Origin of the sequence: Streptomyces sp. P9-2, assembly GCF_051903975.1 — a bacterium.
Lineage (GTDB): Bacteria > Actinomycetota > Actinomycetes > Streptomycetales > Streptomycetaceae > Streptomyces > Streptomyces cellulosae.
Genome location: NZ_CP192633.1, coordinates 5,722,686 through 5,738,147, shown reverse-complemented (window position 1 = coordinate 5,738,147; position 15,462 = coordinate 5,722,686). Strand labels below are relative to the sequence as shown.

The window sequence follows — 15,462 nt, the reverse complement described above, 5'->3', positions numbered from 1 at the left end:
GGCCGCGCCCTCCCGCTGCCGCCGCGCGCCGTGGCGCCCCGGCCTCAGCCGTTGCCCGGGGCGTGGTCGGTGCCGACCGTCGGCGGAGTGGACGGCACCGGGGGCACGGGGGCGGAGCCGGTTCCGGATACCGGGGCGGGCGGTGCCGGGCGGGCCGCCGCTCGCAGGGCGACCGCCGTTGCCGCCAGGATCACCGCCGTGACGAGCGCCGCTGCCCAGCCCGGCAGGGCCAGGTCCAGGGCGAGGCCCACCGCCAGGGCGAGCGCCGCGCCCGCGTACAGCGCGGCGGCGCCCGAGCCGCCGTACAACGCCGCCTTACGGCGCTGCCCCCGCGTCTGCTCCCGCAGTTCGGCGCGTACGGACTCCCGGGCCACCTGGGCCAGTTCGTCCACCAGGTGCTTGTCGAGGTGCTGCATGTGTTCCAAGCGCTGCATGGCGCACGGGTACCCGTGCCCGGGGCCCGGTAACTCGCCCCGCGCGTACGGCGGGAGGGAGTGGTGTGGAGATCGGCAGCGCCCCGCCCGCCGGCCAGGGCGTCCAACTAGGCTCGGACGCATGGAGATTCTGGGTGCCACACTGCGCGTCTGCGTCGACGACATCGAGACCGCCATCCCCTTCTACGAGCGGCTGGCGGGCGGAACCGCCCTCCGCTTCGAACGGGAGGGCGTCCAGGTCGCCGCGGTGGGCTGCTTCCTGCTGATGAGCGGTCCGGAGGCCGAACTGGACGTGCTGCGCAAGGTCGCCGCGACCCTCGCGGTCAAGGACGTCGACGAGACCCGTCAGGTGCTGGAGGAGATGGGCGCGGCCGTCCTCGCCGGACCGCTGCCCACCCCCGTCGGCCGCAACCTGATCGCACGCCACCCGGACGGGGCGGTCTACGAGTACGCGGACCGCCGCGGCGCCTGACGTCACGTCACGGCGTGGGCCTCATCCGGAAGTCGTACCGCTCCGGCAGCGGTTCGTCCGTGAGCCGTGCCCACAGCCGCCCGATCACCTCGTCGCCCTCACGCAGGTCGGCGACCTCGAAGCCCGCGTCGAACACGGCGCGGGCCTCCTCGTTCCGGCCCTCCGCGAGCAGCAGACCCGCCTCGGTCAGCCGGAAGCGTCCGCGGGCCCGGGTGCCGGGGTCCAGCCGCTCCCACACCGCCCGGGCGTCCGCCGTGCGCCCCACCGCGAGCAGCGCCTCGATCGCCTCCCGCCCGAGGGCGGCCAGGGCGGCGGCCCACTCCCCCGCCGTGTCCCCGCCGGCCTCCCCGGCCTCGCGGCACAGGTCGTCGAAGGCCAGCGCGTAGCGGTCGGCGGCGCGCTCCGGGTGGCGTTCCTCCCGGTCGGCGACGGCGAGACAGCGCAGCACGGACCAGGACGGGCCGTCCTGCGCCAGCCCCCGCTCCCAGCTCCGCACGGCCTGCGCCCGGTCGCCGCCGTGCCACTGGGCGACGCCCAGGTGGTACTCGGTGAGTCCGGTCGCGGGCGCCGTCTCCAGCATGTCCCGCCAGTGCCGGGCCACCAGCGTCCCGCCGGGCGGCCGGCTGTCCGGCGGCTCGGGGAAGGACCCGGCGCGCAGCAGGTGCAGCCAGGGCTCCTGCTCCTCCCCGAGGGTGCTCCCGTCGAAGGGCGTGCCCGGCAGCTTCCGTCCGGCGCGCAGCACTTCGAGCGCGCCCCACCCGGACCCGGCGGCCAGCCGCTCGCCGGGGTCGGTGTCGGCGTACGGCAGCCAGGCCGTGTACGCCGCGTCGACGTCCGCGCGCGGCAGCACGTCCTCAAGACGGGCCTCCGCCTCGTCGAGGACGGCGCCCCACTCCCCGTCGCGCCGCGCCTCGAAGGGCCCGTACGCCTCCAGCCAGGACACCTCGCTCTCCGGTTCCAGGCGGACGTGCTCCAGCTGGGTGCGGGCGAGCCCCGCCTGGATCTCGCAGTAGCCGTCGGTGCCGGGCTCGGTGAGCCACTGCTGCCAGCTCCGCCCGCCGGGCCCTCGTCCCCACACGAACAGCTTGCGGCCGCGCAGGGTGTCGGTGGAGGTCTGCACGAGCCCGCGGCCGTCGCCGTCCAGCGCGGCGATCCAGCGGCGGCGCGCCTCGGGGACCTCGTAGAAGTAGTCGGCGGCGTACGTGCTGTTGGGCGGGTAGGTGCGGTCGACGCCGTCGTACGCGGGGACGGGGACGCGGCTCAGGCGCTGCTCGTAGCCGAAGTGGTAGGCCTCCTCGGCGGGGGCGAGGACACGGCAGTCCTCGGGGACGGCGATGTTGGACCACCAGTACGTCGGCACCTGACGCTCGTGCGGGTTGCGGATCCGCGCGCCGACGTAGAGGAAGTCGGAGCCGTCCGGCAGCCACAGGTCGACCTGGAAGGGCAGGTCGCGCAGCCGCTCCCACTCCCACAGGCGCAGCATCTCCCCGCCGTCCGGGGCGGGGACGCGGGCCGCGTGCACGGGCGAGCAGGACAGGGTGGTGTGGCCGGTCGCGCCGATGTTCCACTCGATGCCGCCGGAGAACCAGGCGCCGTTGAGCGCGAAGTTGGCGGGCTGGAACACCGGGTTCGCATAGAGCAGTTCGCGGCCGGTGGGCTTGTGGACGAGGGAGGCGATCCGGCCGCCGAGGCCGGGCAGGACGGTGGCGCGCAGCCGGTCGTTCTCGAGGACGAGGGCGTCGAGGGACCGGGGCGCCCGGTCCCGGTCGTAGCCGTCGCGGACGCGGACCGGCAGCAGGCTGTGCAGCGGTGCGTAGCCGATCTGCCGGGCCATGTCGCGCGGCAGGTCCTTCTTGTCGCGGTCCTCGATGCGGTGCATCTCGTCGAGGGGGCGCAGGGCGGGCAGCGGGTTGTCGGGGCCGAGGCGCGCGGCCGGCAGTGTGAGTACCTCATGTCGGATCGTCGTCACGATCTCCATGGAAGCCGCCGGAGGCGCGCCTGAACAGAGGCCGTGACGAGCGGTTTTCGCGCGGTGCGCGGTCAGTCGTCCCCGGTCGGCATCTCGGCGGTGAGCGCCCAGCGTTCGTGGTCGCGCCAGGCGCCGTCGATGTAGAGCATCTTCGGGGAGAAGCCCTCCTTGCGGAAGCCGCAGGCGCGGGCGAGGGCGATGGAGGCGGCGTTGCCGGGCTGCACGTTGATCTCCAGCCGGTGCAGCCGCATCGGCCCGAACGCGTACCGCACGACGAGGTCCAGGGCCTCGCGCATCAGTCCGCGTCCGGCGGCGTGGGCGAAGGCGCCGTAGCCGAGGGCGCCGCAGAGGAAGCCGCCCTCGACGATGTTGTTGATGTTGACGAAGCCGGCGAGGGCGCCGTCCGCCTCCTTCTCGCAGACCAGGAACCCCGCCTTGGCGGGGTCCTCGATCAGCCGCTGCGCGTAGGCGGCGTAGGCGGCCGGGGTGTCCGGCGGGAACAGCCAGGGGTGGTGCAGGTCCTTGCTCTCCCGGGCCCGCGCGGTGAACTCCGCGGCGTCGTCGTAGGTGAAGTGGCGCAGGCCCACGCGGCGGCCTTCGGTGAGGTAACGGGAAGCGGTGTGCGGCACCCTGTCACCCTACGACGCCGGCCCGAGGGCGCACACCGGACGGCGCACGCCCTCGGGCCCGCCTTCGGCCCGGTCCCGCCGCGTTCAGCTCAGCGCCGGTTCGTCCAGCGTCAGCGTCCCCGCGTCCGCGTCCAGTTCGGCCGCGACGCCGAACGGCAGCGTCAGCGCGTCGTCGCAGTGCCCGAACCCGAACTGCTCGGCCACCGGCACCCCGAGCCCGCCCAGCCGGTCCATGAGCAGGGTGCGCACCGTGTCGTACGGGTCGCACTCCGCCCAGGAGCCCAGCAGCAGCCCGGCGACGCCGTCGAGCATCTCGGCGCGCAGCAGCTGGGTGAGGTAGCGGTCGAGGCGGTAGGTCTCCTCCCCCACGTCCTCCAGGCACAGCAGTCCGCCGCGCGCGGAGTCGCGGGTGTGCGGGGTGCCGATGCCGCCGGCGATCAGGGAGAGGCAGCCGCCGAGGGTCACGCCGCGGGCGCGTCCCGGGACCAGCGCGGTGCCGTCGGAGCGGATCGTGCGCATCGAATCGGGGTCGAACAGGGTGGCCCGCAGGTGCTCCTGGGCACGCGCGCTCTTGACGAAGTCGGCGCCCGCGGCCATCGGCCCGTGCAGGGTGACGAGGCCGAGCCGCACCGCGAACGCCTCGTGCAGCGTGGTGATGTCGCTGAACCCGACGAACACCTTCGGCCCCGCCGCCCGCATCGCCTCCCAGTCGAGGGCGTCGACCATGCGCTGGGCGCCGTAGCCGCCGCGTGCGCAGATCACCGCGTCGACGGCCGGGTCGCACCAGGCGTTCTGCAGATCGGCGGCCCGGTCGGCGTCGGCGGCCGCGAGGTAGCTCAACTCCGTGTGCCGGCCGAGGACGTGCGGGGCGGCGACGGGGTCGAGGCCCCAGCCGCGCAGCACGTCGAGCCCGGCGGCGAGCCGCTCCTCGGGGATGGGCCCGCTGGGAGCGACCACGGCCACCCGGGCGCCGGGGGCGAGGCGGGGCGGCCGCCGCAGCGGCGTCAGCGGGGTCGGCGTGGTCACGGCGTCAGCTCCAGGGCCGGGATGCCGGGCGTCTTCAGCCCGAACACCTGCGCGTACAGGGACAGCTCGGCCTCCAGGGCGCGCACCATGGTCTCCGCGCGACGGAAGCCGTGGCCCTCGCCCTCGAAGGTGAGGTAGGCGTGCGGGACGCCCCGGCCGGCCAGCCGGGCGAGGAACCGCTCGCACTGAACGGGCGGGCAGATCACGTCGTCCAGGCCCTGGAGCAGCAGGAAGGGCGCGCTGAGCCGGTCGGCGTGGGTGACGGGCGAGCGTTCCTCGTACCGCTCGGGCACCTCGGCGCGCGGTCCGATCAGCGTCTCCAGGTACTGCGACTCGAAGTCGTGCGTCTCGCCGGTGCCCCAGCCGGTGAGGTCGAGCACCGGGTAGATGACCGTGCCGCAGGCGTAGACGTCGGTGGTGGTGAGGGAGGCGGCGGTGGTCCAGCCTCCGGCGCTTCCGCCGCGGACGGCGAGCCGCCGCGGGTCGGCGACGCCCTCCTCGGCGAGGGCCCGCGCTACGGCGGCGCAGTCCTCGACGTCGACCACGCCCCACTGTCCGCGCAGCCGGTTGCGGTACTCCCGGCCGTAGCCGGTGGAGCCGCCGTAGTTGACCTCGGCGACGCCGATGCCGCGTGAGGTGAAGTAGGCGATCTCCAGGTCGAGCACCAGCGGGAAGCGGCCGGTGGGGCCGCCGTGCGCCCAGATCACGTACGGGGGCAGCTCGCCGGCCGGCCCGGCGCTGTCGGGGTTGCGCGGCGGGTACACCTGGGCGTGGATCTCCCGGCCGTCGGGTCCGGTGAACGTGCGGACCTCGGGCTCGGGGTAGTGGGCGGGGTCCACGGCGTCGCTGTGGGCGGCGCCGATCACGCGGGCCCTGCCGGTGCGGGTGTCCAGCTCCACGACCTCGTAGGAGCTCTGCGGGCTCGCGCCCACGCCGACGACCCGCTCGCCGAGCGCGGCGACGGTGGGGCCGAACTCGCTCCAGGGTCCCGCGGCGTCGACGACCTCGCAGGTCTCCGGGTCGAGCACGCCTAGCCGCAGGGCGCCCTTGCCGTGCAGGACGGCGATCAGCCCGCCGTCCAGCGGGGCGAACCAGCGCTGGCCCAGCTTCCACAGCGGCCCGGCGAACTCCTCAGGGCGCGAACAGACGGGCTCGCCGTCCCGGTAGAGATTCCACCAGCCGGTGCGGTCGCTGGCGTACAGCAGGCGGTTGTCGTGGGTCCAGTCGGCCTGCGGGACGGACTCCTCGGGCCCGCCGGCCACGGTGCGGGCGCCGCTCAGGGTGCCGTCCGCGGCGACGTCGGCGACGATCAGCTCGGTGCCGTCCCAGGGCATGCGGGGGTGGTCCCAGCCGATCCAGGCGGCGCGCGTCCCGTCGGGCGACAGCCGCGGTCCGGTGACGAACCGGTGCTTCTCCCCGGTCAGCTCGCGCACCGCGCCCCGGTCCTCCGCGGCGGACCCGTCGAGGGGGACGGCGGCGAGCACCCGGCGCACGTCGCTCGGGCCGTCGCCGGTGAACTCCTCCAGGACGCACCACACCTCGCCGCGCTCCGGCAGCACGACGGGCTCGGCCCAGCGCAGCCCCAGGCCGACCGGCGACACCGGCGTGAGCGGGACCGGCTCGGCGCCCGGCTCCCAGCGGTAGAGACGCTGGTCGGGGAAGTGCGCGAACACCACCAGCGGCTCGCCGTCGCGCACGGCGCCCGCCCACGGGTGGCCGCCGTACTCGATGACGCGGCTGCGGACGTTCCACGGCGCGGGCAGGACCGACTCCTCGGTGCCGTCCGCGTGCCGCCGCACCAGGGTGCGCCGGCCCGCCTCGGCGGGCCGGGGCTCGGTCCACCACACCTCGTCGCCGACGAAGCCCACGTACTCGGGGCTGCCGTCGTGGGCCGCGGCCGTGGCCGCGTCGACGGGCGAGGGCCACTCGCCGTACGCCAGGGTCTGCACTGTCTCCCCCACTCGTTTCAGGCCGACCGCAGGAACCGGTCGAGCACCTGGACACCGAACTGGAGCGCCTCGACCGGCACGCGCTCGTCCACGCCGTGGAAGAGGGCCTGGTAGTCGAAGCCCTCGGGCAGCTTCAGCGGCGCGAAGCCGTACCCGGTGATGCCGAGCCGGGCGAACTGCTTGGCGTCCGTGCCGCCGGACATGCAGTACGGCACGGTGTGCGCCTCGGGCGCGAACGCCTGCACGGCCTCCCGCATCGCGGCGAACGTCGGGGAGTCCACCGGCGCCTGGAGGGCGATCTCACGGTGGGCGAACTCCCAGTCGACGTCGGGCCCGGTGAGCCGGTCCATGGTGGCCCGGAACTCGTCCTCGGTGTCCGGCAGGAACCGCCCGTCGACGTGCGCCACGGCCTCGCCCGGGATCACGTTGACCTTGTAGCCGGCGTCGAGCATCGTCGGGTTGCTGCTGTTGCGGACGGTGGCCTCGACCAGCTTGGCCGCCCCGCCGAGCTTCTGCAGGAGCGCGTCCACGTCGGACAGGTCGGCGTCGACGCCGTACACGGCGGCGATCTCGGTCAGCGCGGCGCGCACCGTCGGGGTGAGCCGCAGCGGCCACTCGTGCTCGCCGATGCGGGTGACGGCGGCGGCGAGGCGGGTGACCGCGTTCTCCCGGTTGACCTTGGAGCCGTGTCCGGCGCGGCCGCGGGCGGTGAGCCTCATCCAGCCGGTGCCGCGCTCGCCGGCCCCGATCGGGTAGAACTCCCGGCCCTGCCCGTCGTGGAAGGTGTACGCGCCGGACTCGCTGACGCCCTCGGTGCAGCCCTCGAAGAGGTGCGCGTGCCGGTCCGCGAGGAACCCGGCGCCGTCCGCGGCGCTGGCCTCCTCGTCGGCGGTGAACGCGATGACGACGTCCCGGCGCGGCCGGACGCCCTCGCGGGCCCAGGAGCGCACCACGGACAGGATCATCGCGTCCATGTTCTTCATGTCGACGGCGCCGCGTCCCCAGACCACACAGTCGCGGATCTCCCCGGAGAAGGGGTGCACGCTCCAGTCGGCGGGCTCGGCCGGGACGACGTCCAGGTGGCCGTGGAGCAGCAGCGCGTCGGCCGACGGGTCGGTGCCCTCCAGCCGCGCCACGACGTTGGTCCGGCCCCGGGTGCGCTCCAGCATGACCGGCTCCAGGCCGGCCTCGGCGAGCCGCGCCGCCGCGTACTCGGCGGCGGGACGCTCCTGGCAGTCGCCCCCGCCCCGGTTCGTCGTGTCGATCCTGATGAGGTCGGACGTGAAGGTCACGACCTCGTCCAGGGCGAGCTGGTCAGCCATACTGCTCCTCCACCGCGGCCGAGGCGATCGTGGTGACCGCCTTGAAGGTGCGGATTGCGTCGTACATGGTCTCGCTGGTGTAGATCACCTTGCGCTCGCCGCTCCGGGTCACGCCCGGGACGACGGTGACGGCGCCGGCCAGGTGCTCGGCGTCGAACTCCACCGCCACGGTGAAGGGACCGCCGCTGACCGGCTCCCGGCGCACCGCGAGCGCGGCGGCCTCCTTGGCCGCCGCCCGGATGTCCGCGGCCGTCCGGGACGGCGTGCGGCACACGGCGGCGTACCGCGACACGTGGTCCTTCACGGCGACCTTCAGCGCCTCGGGCGCGTACCCCAGGGCGTCCTCGCAGGCCACGTCGTCGCCGGTGACGAGGATCACCGGGACTCCGTACTCGGCGGCCACATGGGCGTTGAGCAGGCCCTCGCTGGCGCGCACGTCGTTGAGCCAGACACCCGTGATGGAGTTGGCGAGGAAGGTGTGCGCGAGGACGCCCTCCATGCCGGCGCCCGCGTGGTAGCCGACGAAGGCGATGCCGTCGACGTCGCCGCGCTGCACGCCCTCCACCATGGACAGCGCCTTGTGCCGGCCGGTGAGCATCTCGGCGCGCTCGTCGAGCCGCTCGAGCAGTAGATTGCGCATGGTCCAGTGGGCCTCGTTGATCAGCACCTCGTCGGCGCCGCCGTCGAAGAAGCCGCGCACGGCGGCGTCCACGTCGGAGGTGAACATCGACCGGCACCGCTCCCACTGGGGCGTCCCCGGCAGGACGTCGGCCGGCCAGGTGACACCGGTGGCGCCCTCCATGTCGGCGCTGATGAGGATCTTCATGGCGCACACGCTACGTCGTCACGCATCGCTCCGGCCACCCTGTGGATAACTCTCACCGGTCCAGACCACTGACGCTCTCCGCGCACCCCGGCCCGCACCGCCCGACCTGCGCGGATGCCCGTCCGGACCTACGGTGAACGGGACGAGCGCCCGCCACGGAGCACAGGAGCGTCGCATGCCGCGGACCCGGAACCCGCTGGAGGGAAGGACCGCCGTCGTCACCGGCGCGGCCCGCGGCCTGGGCGCGGCGCTGGCCCGCGAGCTGTCCGCGCGCGGCATGAAGGTGGCGCTGCTCGGCCGGGAGGAGCGGACGCTGCGGCAGGTGCGGGACGAGCTGCCCGGCGGGGGCGGCTGCTGGGAGGTCGACGTCACGGACGACGAGGGCCTCGCGGAGACCGGCGCGGACATCCGGGCACGTCTCGGGCCGCCGTCGGTCGTGGTCGCCAACGCGGGGGTCGCCGAGGGTGGCCCGTTCGCCGAGTCGGATCCGGCGGTGTGGCGGCGGGTGATCGAGGTGAACCTGGTCGGCAGCGCGTCCACCGCCCGCACGTTCCTCGGCGATCTGATGAGCACCGGCGGCTACTTCCTCCAGGTGGCGTCGCTGGCGTCGATCGGCTCGGCGCCGATGATGAGCGCGTACTGCGCCTCCAAGGCGGGCGTCGAGGCGTTCGCGCACTCCCTGCGCGCGGAGATGGCGCACCGTCATGTCGCCGTGGGCATCGCCTACATCAACTGGACGGACACCGACATGATCCGCGGGGTGGACGAGCACGCGGTGCTGCGCGAGCTGCGCGGCCACATGCCGCCGCCCGCGCGGAAGGTGTACCCGGCGGAGCATGTGGCGGGGCGGCTGGTGGACGCGGTGGAGCGGCGCCGTCCGTCGGTGTACGTGCCCGGGTGGCTGCGCGCGACGCAGCTGGTGCGCGGGGCGATGCCGACGGTGGTGACGGCGCTGTCCCGGCGTGAACTGCCCCGGCTGGCCGCCGCCGAGCCGTTCGAGGCGACGGGACTGCTGGGCGCGGGCGGTCTCGCGGACCAGGCCGCCGCCCGGAGCCGCGGAACGTCCTGACCGGCGGGCATCTGAGACGACGCTCCCTGCCCTCGCGCCGCAACGACATGTGCAAACACCACGGTTGAGCACTGTTACGTGTGTGCGGGCCACATTGTGGCCGGATACTGACGCGGATCACACTGCCGGGTACCGCTCAGCGCACAGTGATCACCCGTGACGGATCGTGCCGCTGGCGTCGTCCGCCGTCGCACCGAGGAGCCGTTCGGTCATGCGTAGACCCCTTGTCCTGTCCGCCGCCGTGGCCCTGCTCGCCACCGCCTTCACCGCCGGCTGCTCCAGCCCCGGCAGCAGCACCGCCTCCGGCGCCGAGGAGGTGAAGGTCGCCCTCATCACCTCGACCAGCGGCCCGCTGGCCTCGTACGGCGAACAGTATCTGCACGGCTTCGAGGCCGGCCTCGACCACGCGACCGACGGCACGGGCGCCGTCGACGGCGTGAAGATCACCCTGCTCAAGGACGACGACGGCGGCGACCCCGCCAAGGGCGTCTCCCTGGCCAAGAAGCGCATCGGGCAGGGCGTGCCGATCATCGCGGGCTCCGCCGTCTCCGGCGTGGCCACGCAGATCGCGCCCGTCGCGGCGCAGAACAAGACGCTCTACATCAGCGGGCCCGCCGCCACGGACGCGCTGACCGGCGTCAACCGCTACACCTTCCGCTCCGGCCGGCAGACCTACCAGGACGTGCTGACCGCGAAGAACATCCTGGGCGGCTCCAAGGGCAAGAAGGTCGTGGTGCTGGCCCAGGACAACGCCTTCGGCCAGGCCAACGCCGCCGCCGTGAAGTCCGTGCTCGGCACCGGCGGCACCACCGTGAGCGAGGTGCTGGCGCCGCCCGCCGCCACCGACCTGACCCCGGTGGCGAGCAAGGTGAAGGCGGCCCGGCCGGACATGGTGTTCGTCGCGTGGGCCGGGGACACCGCCCAGTCGATGTGGTCGACCCTCGACCAGCAGGGCGTGCTCGATGCCGCCACCGTCGTCACCGGCCTGGACAGCAGGGCGAGTTACCCGGTCTTCGGCAAGGCGCGCGAGAAGGTCACGCTGCTCGCCCACTACGTCCCCGGCGCCGCCGAGACCCCGGAGGCCAAGGCGATGCGGTCGTACTTCAAGGCGAAGAAGTGGGAGGAGGACCTGTTCACCCCGGACGGGTTCAACGCGGCGCAGATGGTCGTCGAGGCGGTCCGCGCGGGCGGCGCGAAGGGCGACACCGACGCCATGGTGAAGGCGCTGGAGGGCTTCTCGTTCTCCGGGGTGAAGGGGCCGAACACCGTGCGCGCCGCCGACCACGCGCTGCTCCAGCCCACGTTCCAGGCGCGGTTCACCGCCGCGGACATGCCCGAGGTGGCGCGGACGTTCACGGCCGAGCAGGTCGCGCCCGCCGAGACGAGGATCGGCTGAGCATGACGCCCGTACTGCAACTGGACCGGCTGTGCTGGTCGGTGGGGGGCGCCGACATCATCGACGGGGTGTCGCTCGCCGTGCGCGAGGGCGAACTCCTCGCCGTCATCGGCCCCAACGGGGCGGGCAAGACGTCCCTGTTCAACCTGATCACCGGGTTGACCCGGCCGACCGGCGGCGCCGTCCTGCTCGACGGCCACGACGTCACCGCCCTGCCCCCGCACCGCCGGGTGCGCCGGGGCATCGGGCGGACCTTCCAGTCGTCCTCGGTGTTCCCCACGATGACGGTCGCCGAGCACGTCGACCTGGCCGCCCGGTCCGCCGGGGTGCGCCGGGTCGGCACGGCGGACGTCACCGGCGTGCTGGAGCGGGTCCGGCTGGCGCACCGTGCCGGGGATCTCGCGGCCGGCCTCTCGCACGGCGACAAGCGCAAGCTGGAGCTGGCGATGCTGCTCGCGCCCACCCTGGGCGCGGGCTCGGCCGGGGCGCGGCTGATGCTGCTGGACGAGCCGATGGCCGGGGTGGCCTCCGAGGAGACCGCCGAACTCACCGACTTGATCAGGTCGTTGCACCGCGACGAGGGCCGCACGGTGCTGCTGGTCGAGCACCACATGGACGTGGTCCTCGGCCTCGCCGACCGGGTGGCCGTGATGCACCACGGGCGGCTGCTCGCCGCCGCGAGCCCCGCCGAGGTGATGGCGGACGTCACCGTCCAGCAGGCCTATCTGGGAGACGAGCTGTGACCGCGCCACCGATCCTGCGCGTCGAGGGCCTCGACGTGGACATCGCCGGGTCCCGCATCCTCACCGGCGTCACCTTCGACGTGCCCGTCTCCGGCGTGACCGCGCTGCTGGGCCGCAACGGCGTCGGCAAGACGACGACCATCCGCGCGGTGCTGGGCCTGCTGCCCGACGGCGGCCGGGTCACCGCGGGCCGCGTCACCTTCGCCGGCGACGACATCACCCACGAGCCCACCCACCGCACCGTGCGGCGCGGCATCGGCTACGCCCCCGAGGACCGGGGGGTGTTCGCCGGGCTCACCGTCGCCGAGAACCTCGCGCTGGCCGAACGCCCCGGGCACGAGCACCGCTACGACGTGGTGCACGACCTGTTCCCAGAGCTTGCCGCCCGCCGCGACCAGCGTGCCGGCACCCTGTCCGGCGGCCAGCAGCAGATGGTCGCCCTCGCCCGGACCCTGCTCAACGACAACACCCTCGTCGTCGTCGACGAGCCCACCAAGGGCCTCGCGCCCCGCGTGGTCACCGAGGCCGCCGAGGTGCTCGAACGGGCCGCCGAGCGCGTGCCGTTGCTGCTGGTCGAGCAGAACCTCGCCGTGGTGCGGCGGCTGGCGCGCAGCGCGGTGGTGCTGGACGCCGGCCGGGTGGTGCACACCGGCGACGCCCGCGACCTGCTCGCCGACACCGCCCGTACGACCGCGCTGCTGGGCGTCGGCAGCCGCCCGGACCACGGAGCTGCCTGATGGACACCCTCGTCCTGCTCACCCTGACCGGCCTCGGTCTGGGAGCCCTGTACTTCCTCATCGCCTCCGGACTCGCCCTGATCTTCGGGCTGATGGACGTGCTGAACTTCGCGCACGGCGCGTTCCTCACCGTCTCCGTCTACACCGCGTGGCGCACCGCCGAGACGGTCGGCGGGATGCCGGGGCTGTTGCTCGCCGCCGTCGTCGGCACCCTCACCGGGCTGCTGCTGGCGGCGGTGGTCGAACTGGTCCTCATCCGGCGGCTGTACGGCCGGGTGAAGGAGCAGATCCTGGTGACCGTCGGCCTGTCGCTCGCCGTCCCGGCCCTGGTGCAGACGGTCTGGGGCGCCGACGCCCGGCCCTTCCCGGTGCCCGACGCGCTCTCCGGCACCATGGGCATCCTGGGCGCGCGCGTGCCGGTGAACCGGTTCCTGCTGATCGCGGTGGCGCTGCTGGTGCTGGCCGGCATCCATCTGTTCCTGTCCCGCACCCGTTACGGGCTGATCGTCCGCGCCGGGGTGGAGGACCGCGCGATGGTCACGGCGCTCGGCATCGACGTCACCCGCGCCTTCACGCTGGTGTTCGCGCTCGGCGGCGCCCTCGCGGGCCTGGCCGGCGTGCTCGGCGGCCTCTACTTCGGCTCGCTCTCCCCCCACCAGGGGACCTCGCTGCTGGTGTTCGCGTTCGTCGTGGTGATCATCGGCGGTCTCGTCTCGATCACGAACGTCGCGCTGTCCGCGCTCACCGTGGGCCTGGTGCAGCAGTACGCCAACTACTACGCGGGCGGCTACGGCGACCTGGCCGTCGTGGCCCTGCTGGCCGCGGTGGTGCTGTCCCGCCCGGCCGCCGGGACCGGGTCGCCGCTGACGCGGCTGCGCCGCGCCCTCTCCGCACCCCGCACCCGATCCGCAGGAGGCACGGCATGACCGCCACCCGCACCCCGCGGGCCACCCCCGCCGCCCCGGCTCCGGCCGTGAAGGACGCGCCGGACGCCAGGGACGGGCTGCTGCGCCGGCTGCGCCCGGCGACCGTCCCGGTGGCGGTGCTGCTGGTCCTCGCGCTGCTGCCGTACTCGGCGCTGGACATCCCGGTGCTGCTCGACGGGCCGGTCAACTCCCCCGGCTCGCTGCAGCTGTTCGCGCTGTGCCTGGTCTTCGGCGCGCTCGCGCTCGGCTACGACCTGATGTTCGGCCGCACCGGGCTGCTGTCCTTCGGGCACGCCCTCTACATCGCCGGGGGCAGCTACGGCACGCAGCTCGCGATGACCGAGCTGGGCCTGGGGCTGCTGCCCGCCGCGCTGCTCACCCTGGTGCTCGGGGCGCTGGCCGCGCTCGTCCTGGGCGCCGTGTCGCTGCGCACCCTCGCCCTCGGCAGCGTCGGCTTCGCGATGGTCACCCTGGCCTTCGCGCAGGCCGGCTCCATCTACGTGGAACGCAACCCGGGCGGCCTCACCGGAGGCGAGGAGGGCCTGCCGCTGTACGTCGACGGGGTGCCGGACGCCCTGGTCGGGGTGCAGAACACCGTGAACGTGTACTGGCTGGCGCTCGCCTATCTGGTCCTGGTGGCGGGCGTGGTGTGGACGGTGACCGCCCGTCCGGCCGGCCGGGTGTGGCAGGCGATCCGGGACAACGAGCAGCGGGTGGCCGTCCTCGGCCGCAGTCCGTTCGCGCACAAGCTGGGCGCGTTCGTGCTGGCGTCGTCCCTGGCGGTGCTCGGCGGGGTGCTGCACCTGCTGGTGACCGCGGGCGCCACCCCGCACACCTCCACGCCCGAGTTCACCCTGACCCTGCTGGTGATGGTGGTGCTGGGCGGCAGCGGCACCCGCTGGGGGCCGATCGTGGGCGGCGTGCTGTTCACCTACCTCGACCAGCGGCTCGGCGGCTGGGACCTGGGGGTGGAACCGATGCTGATCCTGGGCAGCCTCTTCGTCCTGGCCGTCTATCTGGCCCCCGGCGGCATCACCGCCCTCGGCCGAAGGAGAAACGCATGACCACCTCCGGCTCCGCCCTCGCGCGGGACCTCACCGCCCCCGTCCGGGGCGGCCGGCTCGCCGTCACCCACTGGCCGGGCGAAGGACCGCCCGTCGTCGCCCTGCACGGCATCACCGCCAACTCGCTCGCCTACGCCGCCCTGGCCGACGCCCTGCCCGGCGCCGACCTCTACGCCCCGGACCTGCGGGGCCGTGCCGGGAGCGCGGGGCTGCCGGGGCCGTACGGGCTGGGCGCGCACGTGGACGACACGGTGGCGCTGCTCGACCACCTGGGGTGCGAACGGGCGGTCCTGGTGGGCCACTCGATGGGCGCGTTCGTGGCCGCGCTGGCCGCCGCCCGGCACCCGGACCGCTTCCCGCGCGTGGTGCTGGTCGACGGCGGTCTCGGCTTCCCGCCGCCCGAGGGCGCCGACATCGACGCGCTGCTGAAGGCGGTGATCGGCCCGGCGATGGACCGGCTGTCGATGACGTTCGCGAGCGCGGAGGACTATCTGGCGTTCTTCCGCGCCCACCCGGCGCTCGGCCCGCACTGGGGCCCGCACGTGACGGGTTATGTGACGCGGGACCTGACGGGCACGGCGCCCGAGCTGCGCAGCAGCTGTGTGCTGGAGGCGGTGCGCGCGGACGGCGCGGACGTGCTCGGCGACGCGGAGACGCTGGCCGCGGTGCACCAGCCGCAGGTGCGCGGCGAACTGCTGTGGGCGGAGCGGGGGTTGCTCGACGAGCCGCAGGCGCTGTACGACGCCGGGCGGGTCGCCGCGGCGGCCCTGGACCCGGCGCGGCTGCCGGCCCGCCGGATCGACGGCACCAACCACTACTCGATCATCTTCCCGCCGGCCGTGGAGGAGATCGCCTCGGCCGTACGGGACGCGCTGACGGCCGCGGGGTGACGGACGTGGA

At 74.3% G+C, this 15,462-nt stretch carries 15 protein-coding genes; 8 read left to right on the top strand and 7 right to left on the bottom strand.

Annotated features, from left to right (window positions below; translation table 11 throughout):
* Positions 1-44: 44 nt before the first annotated feature.
* Entirely contained in the window at positions 45-434 is a 390-nt protein-coding gene (locus ACQY0Z_RS26035) for a phage holin family protein (RefSeq protein ID WP_189902851.1), read from the bottom strand.
* A gap of 121 nt (positions 435-555) precedes the next feature.
* Between ACQY0Z_RS26035 and ACQY0Z_RS26030 the strand changes: the two genes are divergently transcribed.
* Positions 556-906, top strand: a complete 351-nt coding sequence (locus tag ACQY0Z_RS26030) for a VOC family protein (RefSeq protein ID WP_189902848.1) — start codon at positions 556-558, stop codon at positions 904-906.
* A gap of 7 nt (positions 907-913) precedes the next feature.
* On the opposite strand, the gene ACQY0Z_RS26025 is transcribed toward ACQY0Z_RS26030, so the two are convergent.
* From ACQY0Z_RS26025 to ACQY0Z_RS26000, 6 genes are all read right to left on the bottom strand, one after another.
* On the bottom strand, positions 914-2,884 hold the full coding sequence (locus ACQY0Z_RS26025; protein WP_439812906.1) for a DUF5107 domain-containing protein: 1,971 nt from the start codon (positions 2,882-2,884) through the stop codon (positions 914-916).
* Positions 2,885-2,946: 62 nt separating this feature from the next.
* Entirely contained in the window at positions 2,947-3,504 is a 558-nt protein-coding gene (locus ACQY0Z_RS26020) for a GNAT family N-acetyltransferase (RefSeq protein ID WP_189902844.1), read from the bottom strand.
* An 84-nt stretch (positions 3,505-3,588) separates the two neighbouring features.
* Positions 3,589-4,512, bottom strand: coding sequence for a S66 peptidase family protein (locus ACQY0Z_RS26015; RefSeq protein ID WP_439813383.1), 924 nt, complete (start codon positions 4,510-4,512; stop codon positions 3,589-3,591).
* Positions 4,513-4,526: 14 nt separating this feature from the next.
* Entirely contained in the window at positions 4,527-6,479 is a 1,953-nt protein-coding gene (locus ACQY0Z_RS26010; RefSeq protein WP_254585786.1) for an LpqB family beta-propeller domain-containing protein, read from the bottom strand.
* A gap of 17 nt (positions 6,480-6,496) precedes the next feature.
* Positions 6,497-7,801: a M20/M25/M40 family metallo-hydrolase gene (locus ACQY0Z_RS26005; protein ID WP_439812905.1), complete on the bottom strand. Its 1,305-nt coding sequence runs from the start codon at positions 7,799-7,801 to the stop codon at positions 6,497-6,499.
* Positions 7,794-8,627, bottom strand: coding sequence for a M55 family metallopeptidase (locus ACQY0Z_RS26000; RefSeq protein WP_439812904.1), 834 nt, complete (start codon positions 8,625-8,627; stop codon positions 7,794-7,796). The genes ACQY0Z_RS26005 and ACQY0Z_RS26000 overlap by 8 nt, the downstream gene beginning before the upstream one ends.
* A gap of 175 nt (positions 8,628-8,802) precedes the next feature.
* Between ACQY0Z_RS26000 and ACQY0Z_RS25995 the strand changes: the two genes are divergently transcribed.
* The 7 genes from ACQY0Z_RS25995 to ACQY0Z_RS25965 all read left to right on the top strand — a co-directional run bounded on the left by ACQY0Z_RS25995 (position 8,803) and on the right by ACQY0Z_RS25965 (position 15,452).
* Complete coding sequence (locus tag ACQY0Z_RS25995; RefSeq protein ID WP_439812903.1) at positions 8,803-9,696, top strand: SDR family oxidoreductase; 894 nt, start codon at positions 8,803-8,805, stop codon at positions 9,694-9,696.
* Positions 9,697-9,907: 211 nt separating this feature from the next.
* Positions 9,908-11,092, top strand: a complete 1,185-nt coding sequence (locus ACQY0Z_RS25990; protein WP_210636560.1) for a substrate-binding domain-containing protein — start codon at positions 9,908-9,910, stop codon at positions 11,090-11,092.
* Between the two features lie 2 nt (positions 11,093-11,094).
* Entirely contained in the window at positions 11,095-11,835 is a 741-nt protein-coding gene (locus ACQY0Z_RS25985) for an ABC transporter ATP-binding protein (RefSeq protein ID WP_254585789.1), read from the top strand.
* Complete coding sequence (locus ACQY0Z_RS25980; RefSeq protein ID WP_439812902.1) at positions 11,832-12,572, top strand: ABC transporter ATP-binding protein; 741 nt, start codon at positions 11,832-11,834, stop codon at positions 12,570-12,572. Before ACQY0Z_RS25985 ends, ACQY0Z_RS25980 begins: the two co-directional genes overlap by 4 nt.
* Entirely contained in the window at positions 12,572-13,498 is a 927-nt protein-coding gene (locus tag ACQY0Z_RS25975) for a branched-chain amino acid ABC transporter permease (RefSeq protein WP_189902828.1), read from the top strand. Before ACQY0Z_RS25980 ends, ACQY0Z_RS25975 begins: the two co-directional genes overlap by 1 nt.
* Positions 13,495-14,562, top strand: a complete 1,068-nt coding sequence (locus ACQY0Z_RS25970; protein ID WP_189902826.1) for a branched-chain amino acid ABC transporter permease — start codon at positions 13,495-13,497, stop codon at positions 14,560-14,562. Before ACQY0Z_RS25975 ends, ACQY0Z_RS25970 begins: the two co-directional genes overlap by 4 nt.
* Positions 14,559-15,452, top strand: coding sequence for an alpha/beta hydrolase (locus ACQY0Z_RS25965; protein WP_381727906.1), 894 nt, complete (start codon positions 14,559-14,561; stop codon positions 15,450-15,452). The genes ACQY0Z_RS25970 and ACQY0Z_RS25965 overlap by 4 nt, the downstream gene beginning before the upstream one ends.
* Positions 15,453-15,462: the final 10 nt, after the last annotated feature.

Coding starts and splice junctions, on each gene's coding strand:
- ACQY0Z_RS26035 (WP_189902851.1), bottom strand. CDS start 434: ATGCAGCGCTTGGAACACATGCAGCACCTCGACAAGCACCTGGTGGAC.
- ACQY0Z_RS26030 (WP_189902848.1), top strand. CDS start 556: ATGGAGATTCTGGGTGCCACACTGCGCGTCTGCGTCGACGACATCGAG.
- ACQY0Z_RS26025 (WP_439812906.1), bottom strand. CDS start 2,884: ATGGAGATCGTGACGACGATCCGACATGAGGTACTCACACTGCCGGCC.
- ACQY0Z_RS26005 (WP_439812905.1), bottom strand. CDS start 7,801: ATGGCTGACCAGCTCGCCCTGGACGAGGTCGTGACCTTCACGTCCGAC.
- ACQY0Z_RS26000 (WP_439812904.1), bottom strand. CDS start 8,627: ATGAAGATCCTCATCAGCGCCGACATGGAGGGCGCCACCGGTGTCACC.
- ACQY0Z_RS25995 (WP_439812903.1), top strand. CDS start 8,803: ATGCCGCGGACCCGGAACCCGCTGGAGGGAAGGACCGCCGTCGTCACC.
- ACQY0Z_RS25990 (WP_210636560.1), top strand. CDS start 9,908: ATGCGTAGACCCCTTGTCCTGTCCGCCGCCGTGGCCCTGCTCGCCACC.
- ACQY0Z_RS25985 (WP_254585789.1), top strand. CDS start 11,095: ATGACGCCCGTACTGCAACTGGACCGGCTGTGCTGGTCGGTGGGGGGC.
- ACQY0Z_RS25975 (WP_189902828.1), top strand. CDS start 12,572: ATGGACACCCTCGTCCTGCTCACCCTGACCGGCCTCGGTCTGGGAGCC.
- ACQY0Z_RS25970 (WP_189902826.1), top strand. CDS start 13,495: ATGACCGCCACCCGCACCCCGCGGGCCACCCCCGCCGCCCCGGCTCCG.
- ACQY0Z_RS25965 (WP_381727906.1), top strand. CDS start 14,559: ATGACCACCTCCGGCTCCGCCCTCGCGCGGGACCTCACCGCCCCCGTC.